Genomic DNA, 16,824 nt, shown 5'->3' with positions numbered 1-16,824 from the left:
GAAACACCGGGCCCCTGCCCCCGGGACGCCATTAAGGCGCGCCGGGCCGTGCCGATTGCAAGTTGTTACAAAAGAAAATTACGGTTTTGTGATGTCTGCCGTTGAATGGATGCGATTCCGGCAGCTGCGCGGCAGGACGCAGCGCACAGTCCGGTGATCGAAGGCGCGTTACCGCGCAGGTGGCCTGTCGCGTTTGGCGGTAGCCGGCGCGGGGCACGACGTCACGACGAAGGGATGCGATGCGCATCGCCCCAGTGCGCTGCGATCGCTCTGCCGCGCAATGCGCTCGGTACTTCATGAGCGAGGCTGCAAGGCGCCTCACCCAGCGTGGCGTCGGTGCGAGCCAACTCGATATCTGCTCCGCAAATGGCGATCAACAGATCGCGCACTGCAGCCCGCCCACGCATTCACCACCGGCCGCTCAGCCGGCCTGCTCCACCAGATCGGCCAGTTCGTCCTCATCGAAGCCGGCAAGCAGCCGCGCCTGCAGATTGAACGGGCCATGCAGGTAACCACCGGCGTACTCGTGCAGCAGCGCCTTGAAGCGCGCGCGCGGCTCGATGCCGGCCTGCGCGCAATACCAGCGGTACCAGCGCGAGCCGGCCGCCACATGCGCCACCTCTTCGCGCAGGATGGTGTCCAGCACCTCGGCAGTGGCGGTATCGCCGAGCGAGCGCAGCTTGACGATCATCGCCGGTGTCACATCCAGCCCGCGCGCTTCCAGCACGCGCGGCACCAGCGCCATGCGTGCCAGGCCGTCATGTGCGGTTTTCTCGCACATTTCCCACAGGCCGTTGTGCGCGGCGAAGTCGCCGTAGTCGTGGTCGTGCGCATGCAATCGCGCGCGCAGCAGCATGAAGTGGCGCGATTCGTCGTCGGCCACGCCAACCCAGTCGGCATAGAACGCCGCCGGCAACCCACGGAAGCGATACACCGCATCCCAGGCCAGGTCGATGGCGTTGAGCTCGATATGCGCGATGGCGTGGATAAAGGCGGCGCGGCCTTCCGGGTTGCCCAGCCCGCGCCGCGGCACCTCGCGCGGATGCACCAGCACCGGCCTTGCAGGTCGGCCAGGCATGCGGATCGGCTCCGGAGGCGCCGCCTGCGGCGGTGGCAACGGCAACGCACCGGCGCGGAACGCGGCCGCATGTCGCTGCGTCAACGCGACCTTCTCCAGCGGATCGGCCGCTTGCAGGCAGGCATGTGCGGCTTGCAGAAGATCCATCGTGTCCATCACTCCGTCGTTGCGGTAGCCGCCAGATCGACAACTGGCGCTTCGATCTGCAGCGGCGATCGAGACCCCTACGCAGCCGTCGCAGGTGCGGTCTGGGAGCAACCAGCAGCTGGCGCCACTGCCGAACCTGCTCAGCGCACCCGCCTGTCGATCGGCAGTAGCCAAATCACGCGATCGCCACGCAGGTACTCCTGCGAGGCACAGCGGTTCTAGGCCATGTCTGGGTAGTGCCGAGCTGCAGCGCTACCGCACTGCCTCACGCGCGGCGACGCTTCTTGGCATCGTCCGAGCGCAATTGCTGGATGCGTTCGAAATAGCCCGGTTCGATGCCGGTGATGTACTCGCCGTTGAAGCACGAGGAATCGAACTGCTGGATGTCAGGGTTGCCTTCGCGCACGGCCACTTCCAGGTCTTCCAGATCCTGGTAGATCAGCCAGTCGCAGCCCAAAAATTCCTGGATTTCCAGCTCGCTGCGGCCATGCGCGATGAGTTCTTCGGCCGCCGGCATGTCGATGCCGTAGATATTGGGGTAACGCACCGGCGGCGCGGCCGAGGCCAGATACACCTTGCGCGCACCGGCATCGCGCGCCATCTGCACGATCTGCCGGCTGGTGGTGCCGCGCACGATCGAATCGTCGACCAGCAGCACCACGCGGTTGCGGAACTCCAGGTGGATCGGATTGAGCTTGCGCCGCACCGATTTCTGCCGCTCGCCCTGCCCCGGCATGATGAAGGTCCGGCCCACGTAGCGATTCTTGACGAAGCCCTCGCGGTACTTCACCCCGAGCACGTTGGACATCTCCAGCGCCACATCGCGCGAGGTGTCCGGGATCGGGATGATGGTGTCGATATCGTGGTCCGGGCGCAGCCGCAGGATCTTCTCGCCCAGCTTCAGGCCCATGCGCATGCGCGCCTTGTGCACCGAGATGTTGTCGATCATCGAGTCGGGACGCGCGAAGTACACGTACTCGAAGATGCACGGCGCGTTGACGGTTGGCGCAGCGCAGACTTCCGAAAACAGCTCGCCGCGCGCGGTGATCACCATCGCCTCGCCGGGGCGCACGTCGCGCACGCGCTGGTAGCCGAGGATGTCCAGCGCGGCCGATTCGGAGGAAACGATGTATTCGGTGCCTTCGGCATGCTCGCGCTTGCCCAGCACCAGCGGACGGATGCCATGCGGGTCGCGGAAGGCCACCAGGCCCAGGCCCAGCACCACGCTGACCACCGCATAGCCGCCCTTGCAACGGCGATGCACGCCGGCCACCGCGCGGATCGCCGCTTCCGGGGTCAGCATGCGCTGCGCGTCCAGCTCGTAGGCGAACACGTTCAGCAGCACTTCGCTGTCCGAATCGGTGTTGATGTTGCGGCGGTCGGCTTCGAACACCTGCTGGCGCAAGGCCTCGGTGTTGATCAGGTTGCCGTTGTGCGCCAGCGCGATACCGTAGGGCGAGTTGACGTAGAACGGCTGCGCCTCGTCCATGCCTTCCGAGCCTGCGGTCGGGTAGCGGCAATGCGCGATGCCGACCCGGCCTTCCAGCACTGCCATCTTCTTTTCGTCGAAGACGTCGCGTACCAGCCCGTTGGCCTTTTGCACACGCAGGCGCGTGCCGTCTGCGGTGGCGATGCCTGCGGCGTCCTGCCCACGATGCTGCAGGACGGTCAGGCCGTCATAGAGCTGCCCGGCGACGTTCTGGTTGCCGACAATACCGACGATGCCACACATGGTGCGCGTTCTCCGCTACGGCTTGCGCCGTTACTGTGAAGGGGGCCGTGCCTGGCCTTGGGACTCGACCCGAGCCGGGTCGCTTTCTCCGCCGCGAACCTGCGCCGGATCGATATTGGCCGGCATCGCCTGCGCCGGATCGCGTCCGTCGCTGGCGGCTTTGCCGGGTTGCCCAAGCGCACGCGTGATGGTGTCGCTCAGACCGGACCCGGACAGCGCCTTGCCCAGGTCCGTATTATCGCCTGCCGAGGGCAACTTCCCCAACTCCGTTGGCAAGTTGCCGAGTTCCATTGATGGCATGTCCATCGACGGCATCCGCCAGGCCGGCAGTTGCGCCCGCATCCAGCTCGCGCCCGGCGACAGCATCGGCATCAGCATCGACTGGCGCCAGGACGGCTCGCGCGGCAGCGGCGTGAAGCTCATCAGCAGCACCAGCACGCTGGCCAGAAAACCGCCGCGCACCAGCCCCAGGCCGAACCCGAGCATGCGGTCCATCCCGCCCAGGCGCACCGCATCCACCCCGGCACGGATCACCATGCCGATCACCGCCACGGTGATCAGCACGCCGACGAACACCATCGCGTAGCCGCCAAACGATTCGGTGGCCGACGGATGCTTGCCGTCGGCGATCCAGCGTGCAGCCGGGCCGCCGAACTGGAATGTCGCCCAGCCGGCCAGCAACCACGACAGCGTGCCGACCACGATGGCGACAAACCCGCGCAGCAGGCCCAACAGGGCCGACACCAGGATGATGACGCCCAGCACCATGTCGATCATTGCCCACTTCTCCGCGCGGCGCGTGCGCCGCTGGTCCAACCTGGCTCGGTGTTCATTGCGCTCCCCTCCATGGGTGTGAGGCGATCAGGAAATCCGCTCGCCGCTGGCGATACCACGCAAGCGGCGATCGGGCGGGCTGCGGACGAGCCGCACTGCGCGTAGCGAACCAACCGTCATGCCGATCTCCGGCATGTACCGCGCCCGCCGGTTGGCGGCGCAGTCGTTTACGGATGCGGACGCACCATGCCGGAAATGCCGACCTTGGCCGCCACCTGCGCACGCAACTGCTCGGCATCGCCACGGTTGGCCACCGGGCCGACCCGCACGCGGTTGAGCGCGCCCTTGTCGGTCCGCACCTGTTCGACGAAGGCACTGAAACCGGCGGCGCGCACGCGGTCGCGCAAGGCGTCGGCGTCTTCGGCGCGCCCGAAGGCGCCCAGCTGCACCGCAAAGCCGACCGAACTGGCCGCAGGCGCTGCCGGCGCGGCGGGCGCCGCGACGACCGGCTTGGTCGGCTCGGGCTTGGCCGGCTCCGTTTTCGCCACCTCCGGCTTGGCCGGAGCGGGCTTGGGCGCTTCGGCCGGCTTGGGCGCGGCGGCCACCGGCTTGGCCGGCTCTGGCGGCAGGCTTTCGGTCTTGGTCGGTGCGGCGGTGCTGGCGGCGGCCACGCTGCTGCTGGGTTTTGCGGCCGGGGCCGGTGCCGGCGTCGGTGTGCTGGCTGCAGGCGCTGGCGCGGCGGCGTTGGCATCCAGCGTCACCACCTGGGCGTTGACGTCGCTGCGCACCTTTACCGCCTGCAGGCGCGCCGATTCGGCCTGCGCCTGGTCGACATACGGCCCCACGCGCACGCGCCAGGCCGGGCGGCCGTTGATCTGGGTCTTTTCGCTGAAGCCGGGCAGCTGCGCCTGCTTGAGCCGCGCCAGCACCGCGTCGGCGTCGGCGCTGGTGGCGTAGGCGCCGAAGTTGACCGCGTAGTTGCCGGCCGCCACCTCAGGCGCCGACGGCGCGCTGGACGGGTTGGCCAGATCGGCCGCGTCCGGGTTGTCCTGCACCGCAGCCGGCGCCGAGCCGGCGCCGCGCATGCCCAGCGCGCCACCGGCAGGCGCATCGCCCGGGGTGACCAGCGGCAATTCGCGGGTTTCGAACTCGCCATTGGCCGGTGCGGCAGGCGCCTCCAGCGGCACATCGGCCACGCCGCTCGACGGCGCAGGGCCCTTGACCAGCATCGGCAGGAAGATCACGGCAAGCGCCACCAGAACGATGGCGCCAATCAGTCGCTGTTTCAGAGCAGTATCCACGTAGAGAGACGAGAGGCGGCGTGGCGGGGTGCCGCGGCGATTATAAGGCCGCAGCCGGGCTACCGACCCGGGTGGACTGAACGAAGTGCGCTTAGGGCGTCGGCAACGGTATGAAACGAGCCGAACACCAGCACCCGATCGCCCGGTGAGGCCTGCGCCAGGACCGCGCGCAGTGCGCCCGCCACATCGCCGTGGCAGGCCGCCTGCGCTGCGGCACTGCCCTGCAGACGGGCCTGCAAGGCCTGCGCCGACTGCCCCCGCGCACCGTCCAGCCCGGCCAGGGCCCAATGGTCGACCTGCGCGCCCACCGCCTCCACCACGCCCAGCACATCCTTGTCCGCCAATGCGGCGTAGATCGCATGGGTGGTGCCGGTGTGCGCCTGCGCGCCCAGCGCATCGGCCAGCGCGCGCGCGGCCTGCGGGTTGTGGCCGACATCCAGCAGCACCTGCACGCCATCGATGTCGCTGCGCTGCAGGCGCCCGGCCACCCGTGCATTGGCAATGCCCTGCGCCCAGGCGGCATCGGGCAGTTCCACCGGCAAGGCCTGCAACGCGGCGATCGCCGCAGCGGCGTTGGCCAGTTGCACCGGCGCCTGCAAGGCCGGCATCGGCAGCTCCAGGGTCACCGCGACATCGCGCCAGCGCCACTGCGGCGCGTCGGAGTGCTGCGCCTCGATCGGCTCGAAGAAATAATCGCTGCCGGCGCGGATCGCATTGGCGCCCAACTGGTAGGCCCGCCGCAACACGCTCGATGGCGGGTCGATTTCGCCCAGCACCACCGGCTTCCAGGCGCGGATGATGCCGGCCTTCTCGGTGCCGATCGCCTCGCGGTCCTCGCCCAGCCAATCGGTGTGGTCGATATCCACGGTGGTGATCACCGCCACATCCGAATCAATGATGTTGACCGCGTCCAGGCGCCCGCCCAGGCCGATTTCCAGCACCGCCAGGTCCAGCCCGGAGCGCTGCAGCAGCCACAGCGCCGCCAGCGTGCCGTATTCGAAATACGTCAGTGCGGTCTGGCCACGTGCCGCTTCGACGGCGGCAAAGGCGTCCACCAGTTGCGCGTCGCCGGCCTCGTTGCCGTCGATGCGCACGCGCTCGTTGTAGCGCAGCAGATGCGGCGAGGTGTAGCTGCCCACCTTCCAGCCGGCGGCCTGCGCGATCGCCTCGATAAAGGCCACGGTGGAGCCTTTGCCATTGGTGCCGCCTACGACAATGACATGCCTGGCTGGCGCTTCAATCTGCAACCGCGCAGCGACCTCGCGCACGCGCTCCAGGCCCATGGCGATGTTCTGCGGATGCTGCTGCTCGATGTAGGCGAGCCAGTCGGAGAGGGTGGCGGGAATTGTCACTTGCTACCTGAAATCTTGCGTGCGACAAGCATTATCACGCTTGATGAAGTCTTGGACCAATAGAGCCGGAACTTCATTCCTGAATCGTAAGCGTTGACGTCTGCTCTCTGTCATCGACCGGGTATTGGGGCGTGGACCGAACCAGTAAGCAGCGGCGCTGCATGAAGGATAGCAGTGAGTCCTTTACTGCGGCCCGTAGATCTCAGCTATCTGTGAACCCAGCACTGAACGCCGCCCTTTCAATGTCACTGCGATCCGTTGCTCGGGATATCGACGATACAGGCTTTCACTGATGCAGAGGTAATCCGGAAACGCATGCTCGATCGGTCCACCGCGCAACCGATACTCGCAAGATTGCCGGCTCGATTGAGAGTACGTTTGCATGACGTACGCTTCTTCAAACGACCTACCAATGGCCAACGTCAGCAACCAAGGCACCGTTTTTGCGAGCAGCAGCCAAGTTAAGAAACCCAGCATTACTGGTGTCCCTAAGAACATAAAGACATTTGCAATGCGTCCCTGCCCCTCGATATCTGTTGGTCGACCAAGACGCCGATTGTGCTTGCGCAGCAATACCGTTAGCACGATACCGACCATCAAAAATGGCCATTTCAAATAGCGTCCTTGCAGGAACTCTGACGGGGCAAAATCGACAAATAAGCCAAGCAGAATCAGGCCCATCACAAGAAATGCAGAGGCCACCTTCATCAAGGCAAACAGCTTTGATTTCACTGGACCACCCCCAAGTTTCTCGTTAGACCGCGCGCCAAATAAAGCGCAATGATAGCCAAGCCCTAGCTTCATCCGCGATAAAAAGCGACGAATTCATCGCACGCAGCGCAGTTACAGGCAGCACTTCGCCATGGCTAAGGTGCCGTTGCCTGCGGTGCGACGATAAAGTAACCGTGCACGGTGGAACCCAAAGATGAGCGTTTGCCTTGAATGACCACACTCAACGCGCCATTCGGGAAGCTCATCAAATCGTGCTCGCGTGTGCAAAGCCGCGTTGGTGCGCCATGAGGCAATGGGTAGATCATGAGCCCGTAAGGGCACATCATGCTTTTATGCGCAGGGCGTATGAGCACTTGTTCCGAATACATGCTGCCGAATGCCTCGGTCCATGCCCACGGCACAATCCTGACGACCAGCGCCCATACCACCAGCCCGATCACCATCGTGGACATTAGCCAGCGAAAGATACAGCGTTCGATACCGATTCGCTGCAACTGACGCTGGAGCCTGCCACTGGCATTGGCCCAGAGCAGCACGCCAAACAGGGTTAACGCGGCGAAACCTAACACCACGAGGGTGAGGTCGATCAAGGCGTTGGCCGGCGGAAGGAACTTGAAAGAATTAGCGAAGAAAAGCAACGCCACCGGCGTCACAAACAGTAATAAAACACGAAAACGATTACCAAAATCTCTCATGCTTGAGACACCGGAGTAAGTGACTTAGCCGCCATCCTTGAGCAACACACTGACCCTGGTGTTGCTAAAGCGCCCGATGCTTGGCTTCACCAAAAAACGGCGTGTGGTGCGCGCAGTCGTTGAGCCGCACCACTTCCAGGTGATCCACGTCCTCGCCTTCGAGCAGGTTGAGCGTGGTCGGTGCCTGGCGAAAGGTCCACAGCCGGGACAGCGGCAGGCCCAGGATCTTGCACAGGATCACGCGGTTGACCGCATCGTGCGCGACCACCAGCAAGGTATCGGCCGCGCCCAGGCCTTCGGCCGCGCGCGCCAGGCCGCGCCAGCTGCGGTCCAGCACCTGCCGCAGGGACTCGCCGCCGGGCATCAGCACGGTATCGGGCTCGTCGCGCCAGGCGCGCAGACGTGCCGGATCCTTGTCGTTGATCTCGCTGGCCAGCAGGCCTTCCCATTCGCCGTGGGCGATTTCCTGCAGGTCTGCATCGGTCTGCAGCAGGGTTTCGCGGTTGCTGCCCAGCGCCAGCCTGGCGGTGGCCTGCGCACGCGACAGCGGCGATGCCACCGCGCGGGTGATCTCCAACGATTGCAGACGCGCGCCGAGGGCGGCGGCCTGGCCTTCGCCGACCGGCGACAGCGGGATATCGATCTGGCCCTGGTAACGGCCTTCGGCGTTCCACGGCGTCTCGCCGTGACGGGCAAGCAGGATGCGCATGCGCGAGGGATTCCTTGGGGAAGGGGCCGGCTCGCCGCAGCGAAACGGGAGCGCATGATAACCCCTCCCGCTGCGGCGCCGGCCGCCCGCGTCGGCACACGCCGAATTCCGGCAACAGCTGCGATGCCGGGCGACTCCGGCATGACCCAGCGCAAATACCGGCTATCCACGGCGACCGTGCGGGTCATCGCCGGATCGAAGATCCCGTTGCAGCCCACCGACGCTGGGTTGCCGTCGAGGCCAGAACAACCCGCCTCCCCTGCGCGTCCATCACCGGTGCGCCCCCGGCGCCAGCTCAGGCGCGCCCGAATGCCGGATCGCTGCGGCTGGGCCTGCCGGTCTCCAGATGCCCGGCCAGGCGGCGGCGGAATGCCGCGCCCGGCTGTTCCAGCACCACGTCGTACCAGTGATCGCTGGCAGCAAGCGCCAGACGCACGGTCTGGCGCTGACCTGCAGCCAGGTGCAGCGAGCGCGCGGTCGGGTCTGCGTAGTCCAGCGCGCGCAGTTGCAGCGTGCACGGCTGCTGCCCGGCATTGCCGATGTCCAGCACCAGCGCCTCGCCGTCCTGCCGCGCCTCCAACCATGGCGCAGCCGATTGCGTCCCGGCCGCAGCGAGGTCGCCGGCGAATTCGCGCAGGAAGCCATTGGGTCCATGCACGCTCAGCGCATAGGCACCGTTGTGCGCAGCGCCGACCGGCACATCGTCGAGGCGGGTGCCGGGCAACACGGTGTAGTACCACGGGCCGCCACTCGCAGCGCTGGTGTAGACGTTGAACGCGGCTGCCGCAGCGCCGCTGTTGACGAACTGCAGCTGCACGCCGCCGTCGCCCTGCTCGCGCGCATGCACCTGCAAGGCATACGGCAACGCGCGCGCCGGACGTTGTCCCGGCTCCTGCCGCGGCATGCTGCCCTTGGCCGGCGGCACCGGTAGCGGCTTGTTGCGCACCGCGGCGGTGCGCGCGCGGTAGTCGTCGACCGACGGCAATGCGCGCAGTGCCGAATCGTCCGGCTTGCGGAAATCGAACACGCTGGTCAGATCGCCACTGACCGCGCGACGCCACGGGCTGATGTTGGGTTCGGCCACACCGAAGCGGCGTTCCAGCAAGCGCAGCACCGAGGTGTGATCGAACACCTGCGAATTGACCCAGCCGCCACGCGTCCAGGGCGAGATCACCAGCATCGGCACGCGGATGCCCAGCCCCATCGGCACACCTTCGTAGACCTCCCCGCGCGTATCGACATTGCTGCGCCCCATGCGCGCATCTAGTGCCGGCAGCGCTGCGGGAACGTGATCGAAGAAGCCATCGTTCTCGTCGTAGTTGATGATCAGCGCGGTCTTCGCCCACACCTGCGGATTGGCGGTGAGCGCATCGATCAGGCGCGCCACCAGCGATTCGCCATAGGCCGGCGGCGCTTCCGGATGCTCGCAGTACGCGGTGGGCGGCACGATCCAGGACACCTGCGGCAAGCGATCGGCCTGCACGTCGGCGGCGATTGCAGCGATCAGATGATCGGCCTGCGTGGTGGCGGCATTGTCTGCAGTGGACCCGGGCACGTAGGCACGTGCACGTCGATAGCGTTCGTCGCCGGGGTGCAGATCGCGGTAGTGCGAAAAATACGCCAGCGAGTTGCAGCCGAAGTTGTCGTACTCCTGGTACACGCGCCAGTCCACGCCTGCGGCCTGCAGGCGCTGCGCATAGGTGGTCCAGTCCATTGCCGCATAACCGGGCTTGTCGCGCGCCATGTCGGCAGTCCAGTTGCCGTCGTCGGCATTGGTCACCGCCTGCGCGCCGAGATTGCCCACGCTCGGGCCGCTGGTGCCGGTGAACAGGTACATGCGATTGGGATTGGTCGGCCCGTGCAACGAACAGAAATAGCCATCGCAAATGGTGAACGCATCGGCCAGTGCGTGGTAGTACGGGATGTCGTGACGCTGGAAATATCCCATCGTCAATTCGCCCTTGTACGGCACCCAGGCGTCGTACTCGGCCCAGCGCGCCGGGTCCTGCCCGTGGCCGGCTTTCCACGAGTGATCCAGGCTCTTGATCAACGGTGCGCAGGTGTCTTGCGAATCGAAGGCGAACGGCAGCAGGCGACGACCATCGGCGGCCGGCTGGCTCCATACCGGGTGACCGTCGCGTAGCTGCAACGGACGCGGATCGCCGAAGCCGCGCACGCCGCGCAGCGCACCGAAGTAATGATCGAAGGAGCGGTTTTCCTGCATCAGGATCACCACGTGTTCGATGTCGCGCAGCGTGCCGGTGCGCGTGTTGGCCGGCAGCGCGAGTGCGCGGCCGATCGAGGACGGCATGGCGCCGGCGGCGGTCAGCGCGGCGACGCGCTTGAGGAAATCGCGGCGCGAGGGGGAGGACGTCATGGCTACGGAACCTGCAGGAAATACGTGCACATCGCCGCACAGTGCGACTGGGTACGACACGTATAGCGGGCAAGCACGACAGTTTTGCGACAGCCACCGTCATCAATGTTTCATACGTCGTTGACACCCTGCGTCGCGAAACGCCGGTCGTGCACCGCGCGTTGCCCTCAGCCGTGCTCGAACAGGATTCCCCCATGACTTCCGCTCGCCGTTTTCATGTCACTCCGCTGGCGCTTGCCCTGGCCGCGCTGCTCCCCGCCATCGCCTCTGCTGCCACACCGGCGGCCGATCCGGTTGCCGGTGCAGATGCGCCGGTAGCCGATGCCCCGGCCAGCGTTGCCGATGCCGCCACCAACGCCACCCAGCTGGATGCGATCAACGTGGTGTCGCAAGGCAGCACCCGCCAGGTCCAGCGCATCAGTCGGCAGGACATCGAGCAGCTGACCCCGGGCAGCAGCGCCTTCAAGGCAGTGGAAAAACTGCCGGGCGTGCAGTTCCAGTCGGCCGATCCGTTCGGCACCTACGAGTGGTCCTCGCAGGTCACCCTGCACGGCTTCGATCAGAGCCGGCTGGGTTACACGCTCGATGGCATCCCGCTCGGCAACATGAGCTACGGCGTCACCAACGGCCTGCACATCACCCGCGCCATCATTTCGGAAAACCTCGGCTCGGTGGAAATCGCGCAAGGCGCCGGTGCGCTGGGCACTGCGTCCAACACCAACCTTGGCGGCACCATGCAGTTTTACTCGGCCGACCCGCAGAGCACGCCGGGCCTGCGCCTGGTGCAGACGGTCGGTAGCGATGCCACGCGCCGCACCTTCGTGCGCGGCGACACCGGCGATCGCAACGGCTTGTCGGCATACCTGTCCTATGCCAATGCCAGCACCGACAAATGGAAGGGCTTCGGCGACCAGCAGTCCGAGCAGGCCAACCTCAAGACCGTCTACCAGTGGGGCGACGGCAACCGTCTGAGCCTGTTCTTGGACACCTCGCGGCGCAAGGAATACGACTACATGGACCTGTCGTTGACCAGCCAGCGCGCACTGGGCTGGGACTACGACTACCTGCAGCCCGATTGGGCCACCGCCGTGCAGATGGCGCGTGCGTATCAGAACACCGGCGCCACCAGTGGCGTGGCCAACGGCTATCCGCAATCGCTGGCCGGGCTGCCCGACGATTACAGCTGGCTCGATGCTAGCTACTACGCCGGCGGCGGCCTGCGCCGCGACAACCTGGCCGGTTTATCGGGCACGTTCGTGTTCGGTGGCGCCACCCTGGATGCCACCGGCTACTACCACGGCAATCGTGGCGAAGGCCAGTGGGTGACGCCGTATGTACGCACCTCTGCGCAGGTGCCGCTGTCAATGCGCACCACCGACTACGGGCTGGATCGTTTCGGCGGCACCAGCGCCTTGAAATGGGCGTGGGGCAACCACGATCTGGAAGTGGGCCTGTGGGCGGAAAACGCACGCACCACGCAGCAGCGCAACTACTTCGCGCTCGGCAATGAAGGCTATACCTCGCTGTACAACGTGTATGAAGCGCAGACCCCGTTCCGTCGCGATTTCCTGCAGCGCTACACCACCCAGACCCGCATGCTGTACCTGCAGGACACCGTGCGCCTGCTCGACGATCGGCTGACCCTCAACTACGGCGCGAAGGCGCTCAGCACCACCACGCGCGCGCAATCGCTGGTGCCGACCACCGCACTGGCACAGGGCCGCATCCGTGCCGAAGACAACTTCCTGCCGCAGGTCGGCGTGAACTACAAGCTGGACGAGCGCCAGGACCTGTACGCCTCCTACAGCAAGAACATCGCCGCGTTCGGCTTCACTCCGTTCGGCACCTCGCAGGCGGCGTTCGACCGCAGCCGTTCCACGCTGGAACCGGAAGAATCACAGACCGTGCAGGTGGGTTACCGCGTGCAGGATGCGCAGTTCCAGCTGTCGGCCGATGCCTATTTCACCAAGTTCTCCAACCGCTTGTTGACCACCTCGCCGTGTACCGCCGTGCAGACCTGCGCGGCGATCCTGAGCAACGTCGGCGCCGTGCATAGCGCGGGTGCCGATCTGGCCTTGATGTGGCGCCCGGTGGAGGGCCTGAGCTGGTTGAACTCGCTGTCGTGGAACCGCTCGCGCTACCAGGACGATTACCTCAACAACGGCGTGGTCGCCACCTCCGGCAAGGACGTGGTCGGTATCCCCGCGTTGATGTTCTCCTCCAGCGCCAGCTACCAGCTCGGCAACCTGCGCCTGGATCTGGACGGCAAGTACGTCGACAAGCGCTACATCACCTTCCTCAACGATTCGCAGGTGCCCTCGTACTGGCTGTTCAATGCCGGCGCGCGCTACGACTTCGGTCGCATGGGCGGGGTGGCCGATGTGGCGTTGGCGCTCAACATCACCAACCTCACCGACAAGCGCTATTTCGCCAGCACCGGCACCAACGGCTATGTCGCCTCCGATCCCGATGGCTACAACCAGACCATGGTGGTCGGCGCACCGCGGCAGTACTTCATGAGTCTGGATGTGAAGTTCTGAGTCTTCTCGCCCTTCCCCTCGGGCGAGAAGACACGGCTTGCGCACCCAGGCGCGCGTGCTTTGGAGCGTCCCGCCGCGGGTGCGGGCAGGGGCGCGGAGCTGGAGCGTTGAGGGTGAGGGTGACGCCGATCATTCACCCTGGCGACGCGTGGCGACGCGCCTGCCATCGCAGGCGGCGACAGATCTCTGAGGCGCCCCTTCATCCTGCGCTTTGCGCCACCTTCGCCTCGTAAAGAAGCCAATGTCCCGACGGGAGAAGCAAGATCAAAGCCCCTCTCCCGCCTGGAGAGGGGTTGGGGTGAGGGTACGCTGCGAAGCACCCGGCGCGTCACTTCTGAAGGCTGTGGCGACTGAAGGCTGTGGCGACGCGTTTGTCATTGCATGTACTGTAACTCTCTGAGGCGCCCCATCATCCGCCCCTACCGGGCACCTTCTCCCGAGGGGAGAAGCGCGGCACCGGCCCTACCCCGCCATGAACCGGGTCAGCCGACATCACTCACTTCCCGCACCGCCGCATGGCTCCGACCTCGCGCCGCATATAATCGCCGCCTTACTTTCACTCAGCAGGTCCCGCCAGATGGCGCAGACGATGAAGGCGCTGGTCAAGCGCGAAGCAAACAAGGGCATCTGGCTGGAACAGGTCGCCATCCCCAGCCCCGGCCCCAACGAGGTGCTGATCAAGCTGGAAAAGACCGCGATCTGCGGCACCGACCTGCATATCTACCTGTGGGACGAGTGGAGCCAGCGCACCATCAAGCCCGGCCTGACCATCGGCCATGAGTTCGTCGGCCGCGTGGCCGAGCTCGGTTCGGCGGTGACCGGCTACCAGGTCGGCCAACGCGTGTCGGCCGAAGGCCACATCGTCTGTGGGCATTGCCGCAACTGCCGTGGCGGCCGCCCGCACCTGTGCCCCAACACGGTCGGCATCGGCGTCAATGTCAACGGCGCCTTCGCCGAGTACATGGTGATGCCGGCCAGCAACCTGTGGCCGATCCCCGACCAGATTCCCTCGGAGCTGGCCGCATTCTTTGATCCTTACGGCAATGCTGCGCACTGTGCGCTGGAGTTCGATGTGATCGGCGAGGACGTGCTGATCACCGGCGCCGGCCCGATCGGCATCATTGCCGCCGGCATCTGCAAGCACATTGGTGCGCGCAACGTGGTGGTCACCGACGTCAACGACTTCCGCCTCAAGCTGGCGGCCGACATGGGCGCCACGCGCGTGGTCAACGTGTCCAAGACCTCGCTCAAGGAGGTCATGGCCGACCTGCACATGGAAGGCTTCGACGTGGGCCTGGAAATGAGCGGCAACCCGCGCGCCTTCAACGACATGCTCGACTGCATGTACCACGGCGGCAAGATCGCCATGCTCGGCATCATGCCGCGCGGCGCCGGTTGCGACTGGGACAAGATCATCTTCAAGGGCCTCACCGTGCAGGGCATCTACGGCCGCAAGATGTACGAGACCTGGTACAAGATGACGCAACTGGTGTTGTCGGGTTTCCCGCTACACAAGGTGCTGACCCACCAATTGCCGATCGACGATTTCCAGAAGGGCTTCGACCTGATGGAAGAAGGCAAGGCCGGCAAGGTCGTGTTGAGCTGGAACTGATCGGCCAATACGCTTCAACGCAAAAGGCGCCGCAAGGCGCCTTTTGCATGTCCATCTTCAGAGCACTGGCAACGCAGCAGGCAAACTCACTGGTTGAGGGCGCGGCGCCTTTGCCGCTCGCGGGACACGCGGTGAATCCATCCCTGCAGGCGCCTTGGCGGCATCCATCCATGGCGCCAAGGGTTCCGCAACCGGCAAGGACACCGCACCAGAGAAATAGTCTGTGACCGCATGAGAAAAAGCTTCGCCCAACCTACATTGGATATTGAGCCTGCACACCATTGTCGAACAGCGCGCACCAAGCACTGCTCCTACCGTGCACACCGACCATCTCGACTGGTCCTTGCCCGCTCACCGTCGCGGGACCTTACGCGGCATGGATGCCGCGTAAGAGCCTACAGGGACGTACTTGCGGCGTGTCCCGCGATGGTGGGTGGGCAAGGGCCCTGCAGCCAGGCAGCAGATCAACCGCTCTACGATTGAGCTATCGCATCGGCGACTGCTTCAACGACCGACCATCTCGACTGGTCCTTGCCCGCTCACCATCGCGGGACCCTACGCGGCATGGATGCCGCGTAAGAGCCTACAGGGACGTACTTGCGGCGTGTCCCGCGATGGTGGGTGGGCAAGGGCCCTGCAGCCAGGCAGCAGATCAACCGCTCCGCAAGTGATCTATCCGCACGATGCATCACTCAAAGACAAAACAAACGATATTTGAGCCTCGGTGTCCTTCAAATTTAGACACTGAAGAACCCAGGCATCAACTCTTGTTACCGCCTCACCACTACCACTGCACGGCCGAGTCGTTAGAGCCGCTGTTCAAGCGATTGCCATCACGGCATCACGGCCAGGTGACCGTGGCAGTCGCGACCAGATGGTTCTGCGAATTCTGCCGACCGAAGCCGAATTCCGCCGCCTCGCTGGTGTCGTAGTAGCCAACGCTCAGGCCCAGCGGACCGAAGGCCTTGCCGACATTCACGCCAAAGTCGTTGTAGTCGTGATCCACCTGGCTCAGCGAGGAGGTATAGACACTGTGCCCCGCATGCGCGCCGAAGGTGAAGTCGTAGGGCAGCGACCAGTTGGCATCCAGCGCGTAGTAGTAGCCATCGGTCTTGGTGCCGTAGAGATCGTTGGTGTAGGCAACGGTGAGGCTATAGGTTTTCAGAAACGTGGTCTTGGTGATCAACTCGGCGTAATTGGACGCACCCGCTCCCAGGTACTGGTAACGATTGACCATCACATCGAAATTGAAATTGGTGCCCAGATCGGTGTTGTAGCCGACAAAGCCATCCACTTCCCAATCCGGATCGCCGGCACCGTAGTCGACGTTGGACGTCCAGGTGCCGATGTACAGGCCGAACGGCGTCTTGTAGGTGAGTCCGGCCTGGAAGGCGGGCTCTTCATTGGTCTGTGAAATACCGCGGAACAGATAGTCGCTGGTCACCGCAAAGGTGCCGCTGAAGGGAGAAGCGGGGGCTTCTTCATCCTGCGCCTGTGCCAACGGCACCACACCGAGCAGCAGCAACGACAGACAACACGCGAGCGAGGACGGGTTCATGGACATCTCCTGGAACGATGGGCGGTCGGATTGCGCAAGGCGGGACTGCCATGACTTCTTAGTCCAACCGTCATTGCAGCGCAACATACACGTCGCGCTCGCTTGACCCAGCGCACACGCTTGAGCGCAGACGACGCTGATCAGCGTTCTGTCTCATCGACCGCCCGCGCGGAATCTTGATGGCCGGGAGTGGAGATTCGGGATTAGAGATTCGCAA

Annotated in this window: 12 protein-coding genes and 1 pseudogene; 2 read left to right on the top strand and 11 right to left on the bottom strand. The window is 65.0% G+C overall.

From position 1 onward, the window contains the following. Positions 1-421: 421 nt before the first annotated feature. The 10 genes and pseudogenes from DGN21_RS04995 to DGN21_RS04950 all read right to left on the bottom strand — a co-directional run bounded on the left by DGN21_RS04995 (position 422) and on the right by DGN21_RS04950 (position 10,897). On the bottom strand, positions 422-1,234 hold the full coding sequence (locus DGN21_RS04995; protein ID WP_184428966.1) for a ferritin-like domain-containing protein: 813 nt from the start codon (positions 1,232-1,234) through the stop codon (positions 422-424). A 256-nt stretch (positions 1,235-1,490) separates the two neighbouring features. Continuing rightward, a complete protein-coding gene (gene purF / locus DGN21_RS04990) occupies positions 1,491-2,957 on the bottom strand; it encodes an amidophosphoribosyltransferase (protein ID WP_016902228.1) in 1,467 nt (488 codons plus the stop codon). Between the two features lie 30 nt (positions 2,958-2,987). Then, positions 2,988-3,734 carry a CvpA family protein gene (locus tag DGN21_RS04985; protein ID WP_016902227.1) on the bottom strand — a complete coding sequence of 249 codons (747 nt, stop codon included), beginning with the start codon at positions 3,732-3,734 and terminating at the stop codon, positions 2,988-2,990. A 224-nt stretch (positions 3,735-3,958) separates the two neighbouring features. Beyond that, complete coding sequence (locus tag DGN21_RS04980; protein WP_126965176.1) at positions 3,959-5,032, bottom strand: SPOR domain-containing protein; 1,074 nt, start codon at positions 5,030-5,032, stop codon at positions 3,959-3,961. A 59-nt stretch (positions 5,033-5,091) separates the two neighbouring features. Beyond that, positions 5,092-6,315, bottom strand: coding sequence for a bifunctional tetrahydrofolate synthase/dihydrofolate synthase (gene folC / locus DGN21_RS04975; protein ID WP_252374707.1), 1,224 nt, complete (start codon positions 6,313-6,315; stop codon positions 5,092-5,094). 252 nt (positions 6,316-6,567) lie between these two features. Further along, positions 6,568-7,116 carry a hypothetical protein gene (locus DGN21_RS04970; protein WP_126965178.1) on the bottom strand — a complete coding sequence of 183 codons (549 nt, stop codon included), beginning with the start codon at positions 7,114-7,116 and terminating at the stop codon, positions 6,568-6,570. 134 nt (positions 7,117-7,250) lie between these two features. Next, complete coding sequence (locus DGN21_RS04965) at positions 7,251-7,811, bottom strand: hypothetical protein (protein WP_126965179.1); 561 nt, start codon at positions 7,809-7,811, stop codon at positions 7,251-7,253. Positions 7,812-7,875: 64 nt separating this feature from the next. Continuing rightward, positions 7,876-8,520 (bottom strand): histidine phosphatase family protein, encoded by a 645-nt coding sequence (locus DGN21_RS04960; protein ID WP_126965180.1) that lies wholly within the window; start codon positions 8,518-8,520, stop codon positions 7,876-7,878. Positions 8,521-8,654: 134 nt separating this feature from the next. Next, positions 8,655-8,803: pseudogene (locus DGN21_RS04955) on the bottom strand (S46 family peptidase); the annotation flags it as partial. Between the two features lie 12 nt (positions 8,804-8,815). Beyond that, on the bottom strand, positions 8,816-10,897 hold the full coding sequence (locus tag DGN21_RS04950; protein ID WP_126965181.1) for a phospholipase C, phosphocholine-specific: 2,082 nt from the start codon (positions 10,895-10,897) through the stop codon (positions 8,816-8,818). A gap of 194 nt (positions 10,898-11,091) precedes the next feature. On the opposite strand from DGN21_RS04950, the gene DGN21_RS04945 reads away from it, so the two are divergent. Together DGN21_RS04945 and tdh are read left to right on the top strand one after the other, a co-directional pair. Beyond that, a complete protein-coding gene (locus DGN21_RS04945; RefSeq protein WP_160954693.1) occupies positions 11,092-13,437 on the top strand; it encodes a TonB-dependent receptor in 2,346 nt (781 codons plus the stop codon). A gap of 577 nt (positions 13,438-14,014) precedes the next feature. Beyond that, positions 14,015-15,049 carry an L-threonine 3-dehydrogenase gene (gene tdh / locus DGN21_RS04940; protein ID WP_172454311.1) on the top strand — a complete coding sequence of 345 codons (1,035 nt, stop codon included), beginning with the start codon at positions 14,015-14,017 and terminating at the stop codon, positions 15,047-15,049. An 841-nt stretch (positions 15,050-15,890) separates the two neighbouring features. Here the strand turns inward: tdh and DGN21_RS04935 are convergent. Next, a complete protein-coding gene (locus DGN21_RS04935) occupies positions 15,891-16,607 on the bottom strand; it encodes a TorF family putative porin (protein ID WP_184577006.1) in 717 nt (238 codons plus the stop codon). Positions 16,608-16,824 lie beyond the last annotated feature (217 nt).

This window comes from Xanthomonas sp. MLO165 (assembly GCF_018831305.1).
Lineage (GTDB): Bacteria > Pseudomonadota > Gammaproteobacteria > Xanthomonadales > Xanthomonadaceae > Xanthomonas > Xanthomonas arboricola.
The sequence above is the reverse complement of the archived record's forward strand: the minus strand, read 5'-3'. Positions and strand labels throughout refer to the sequence as shown.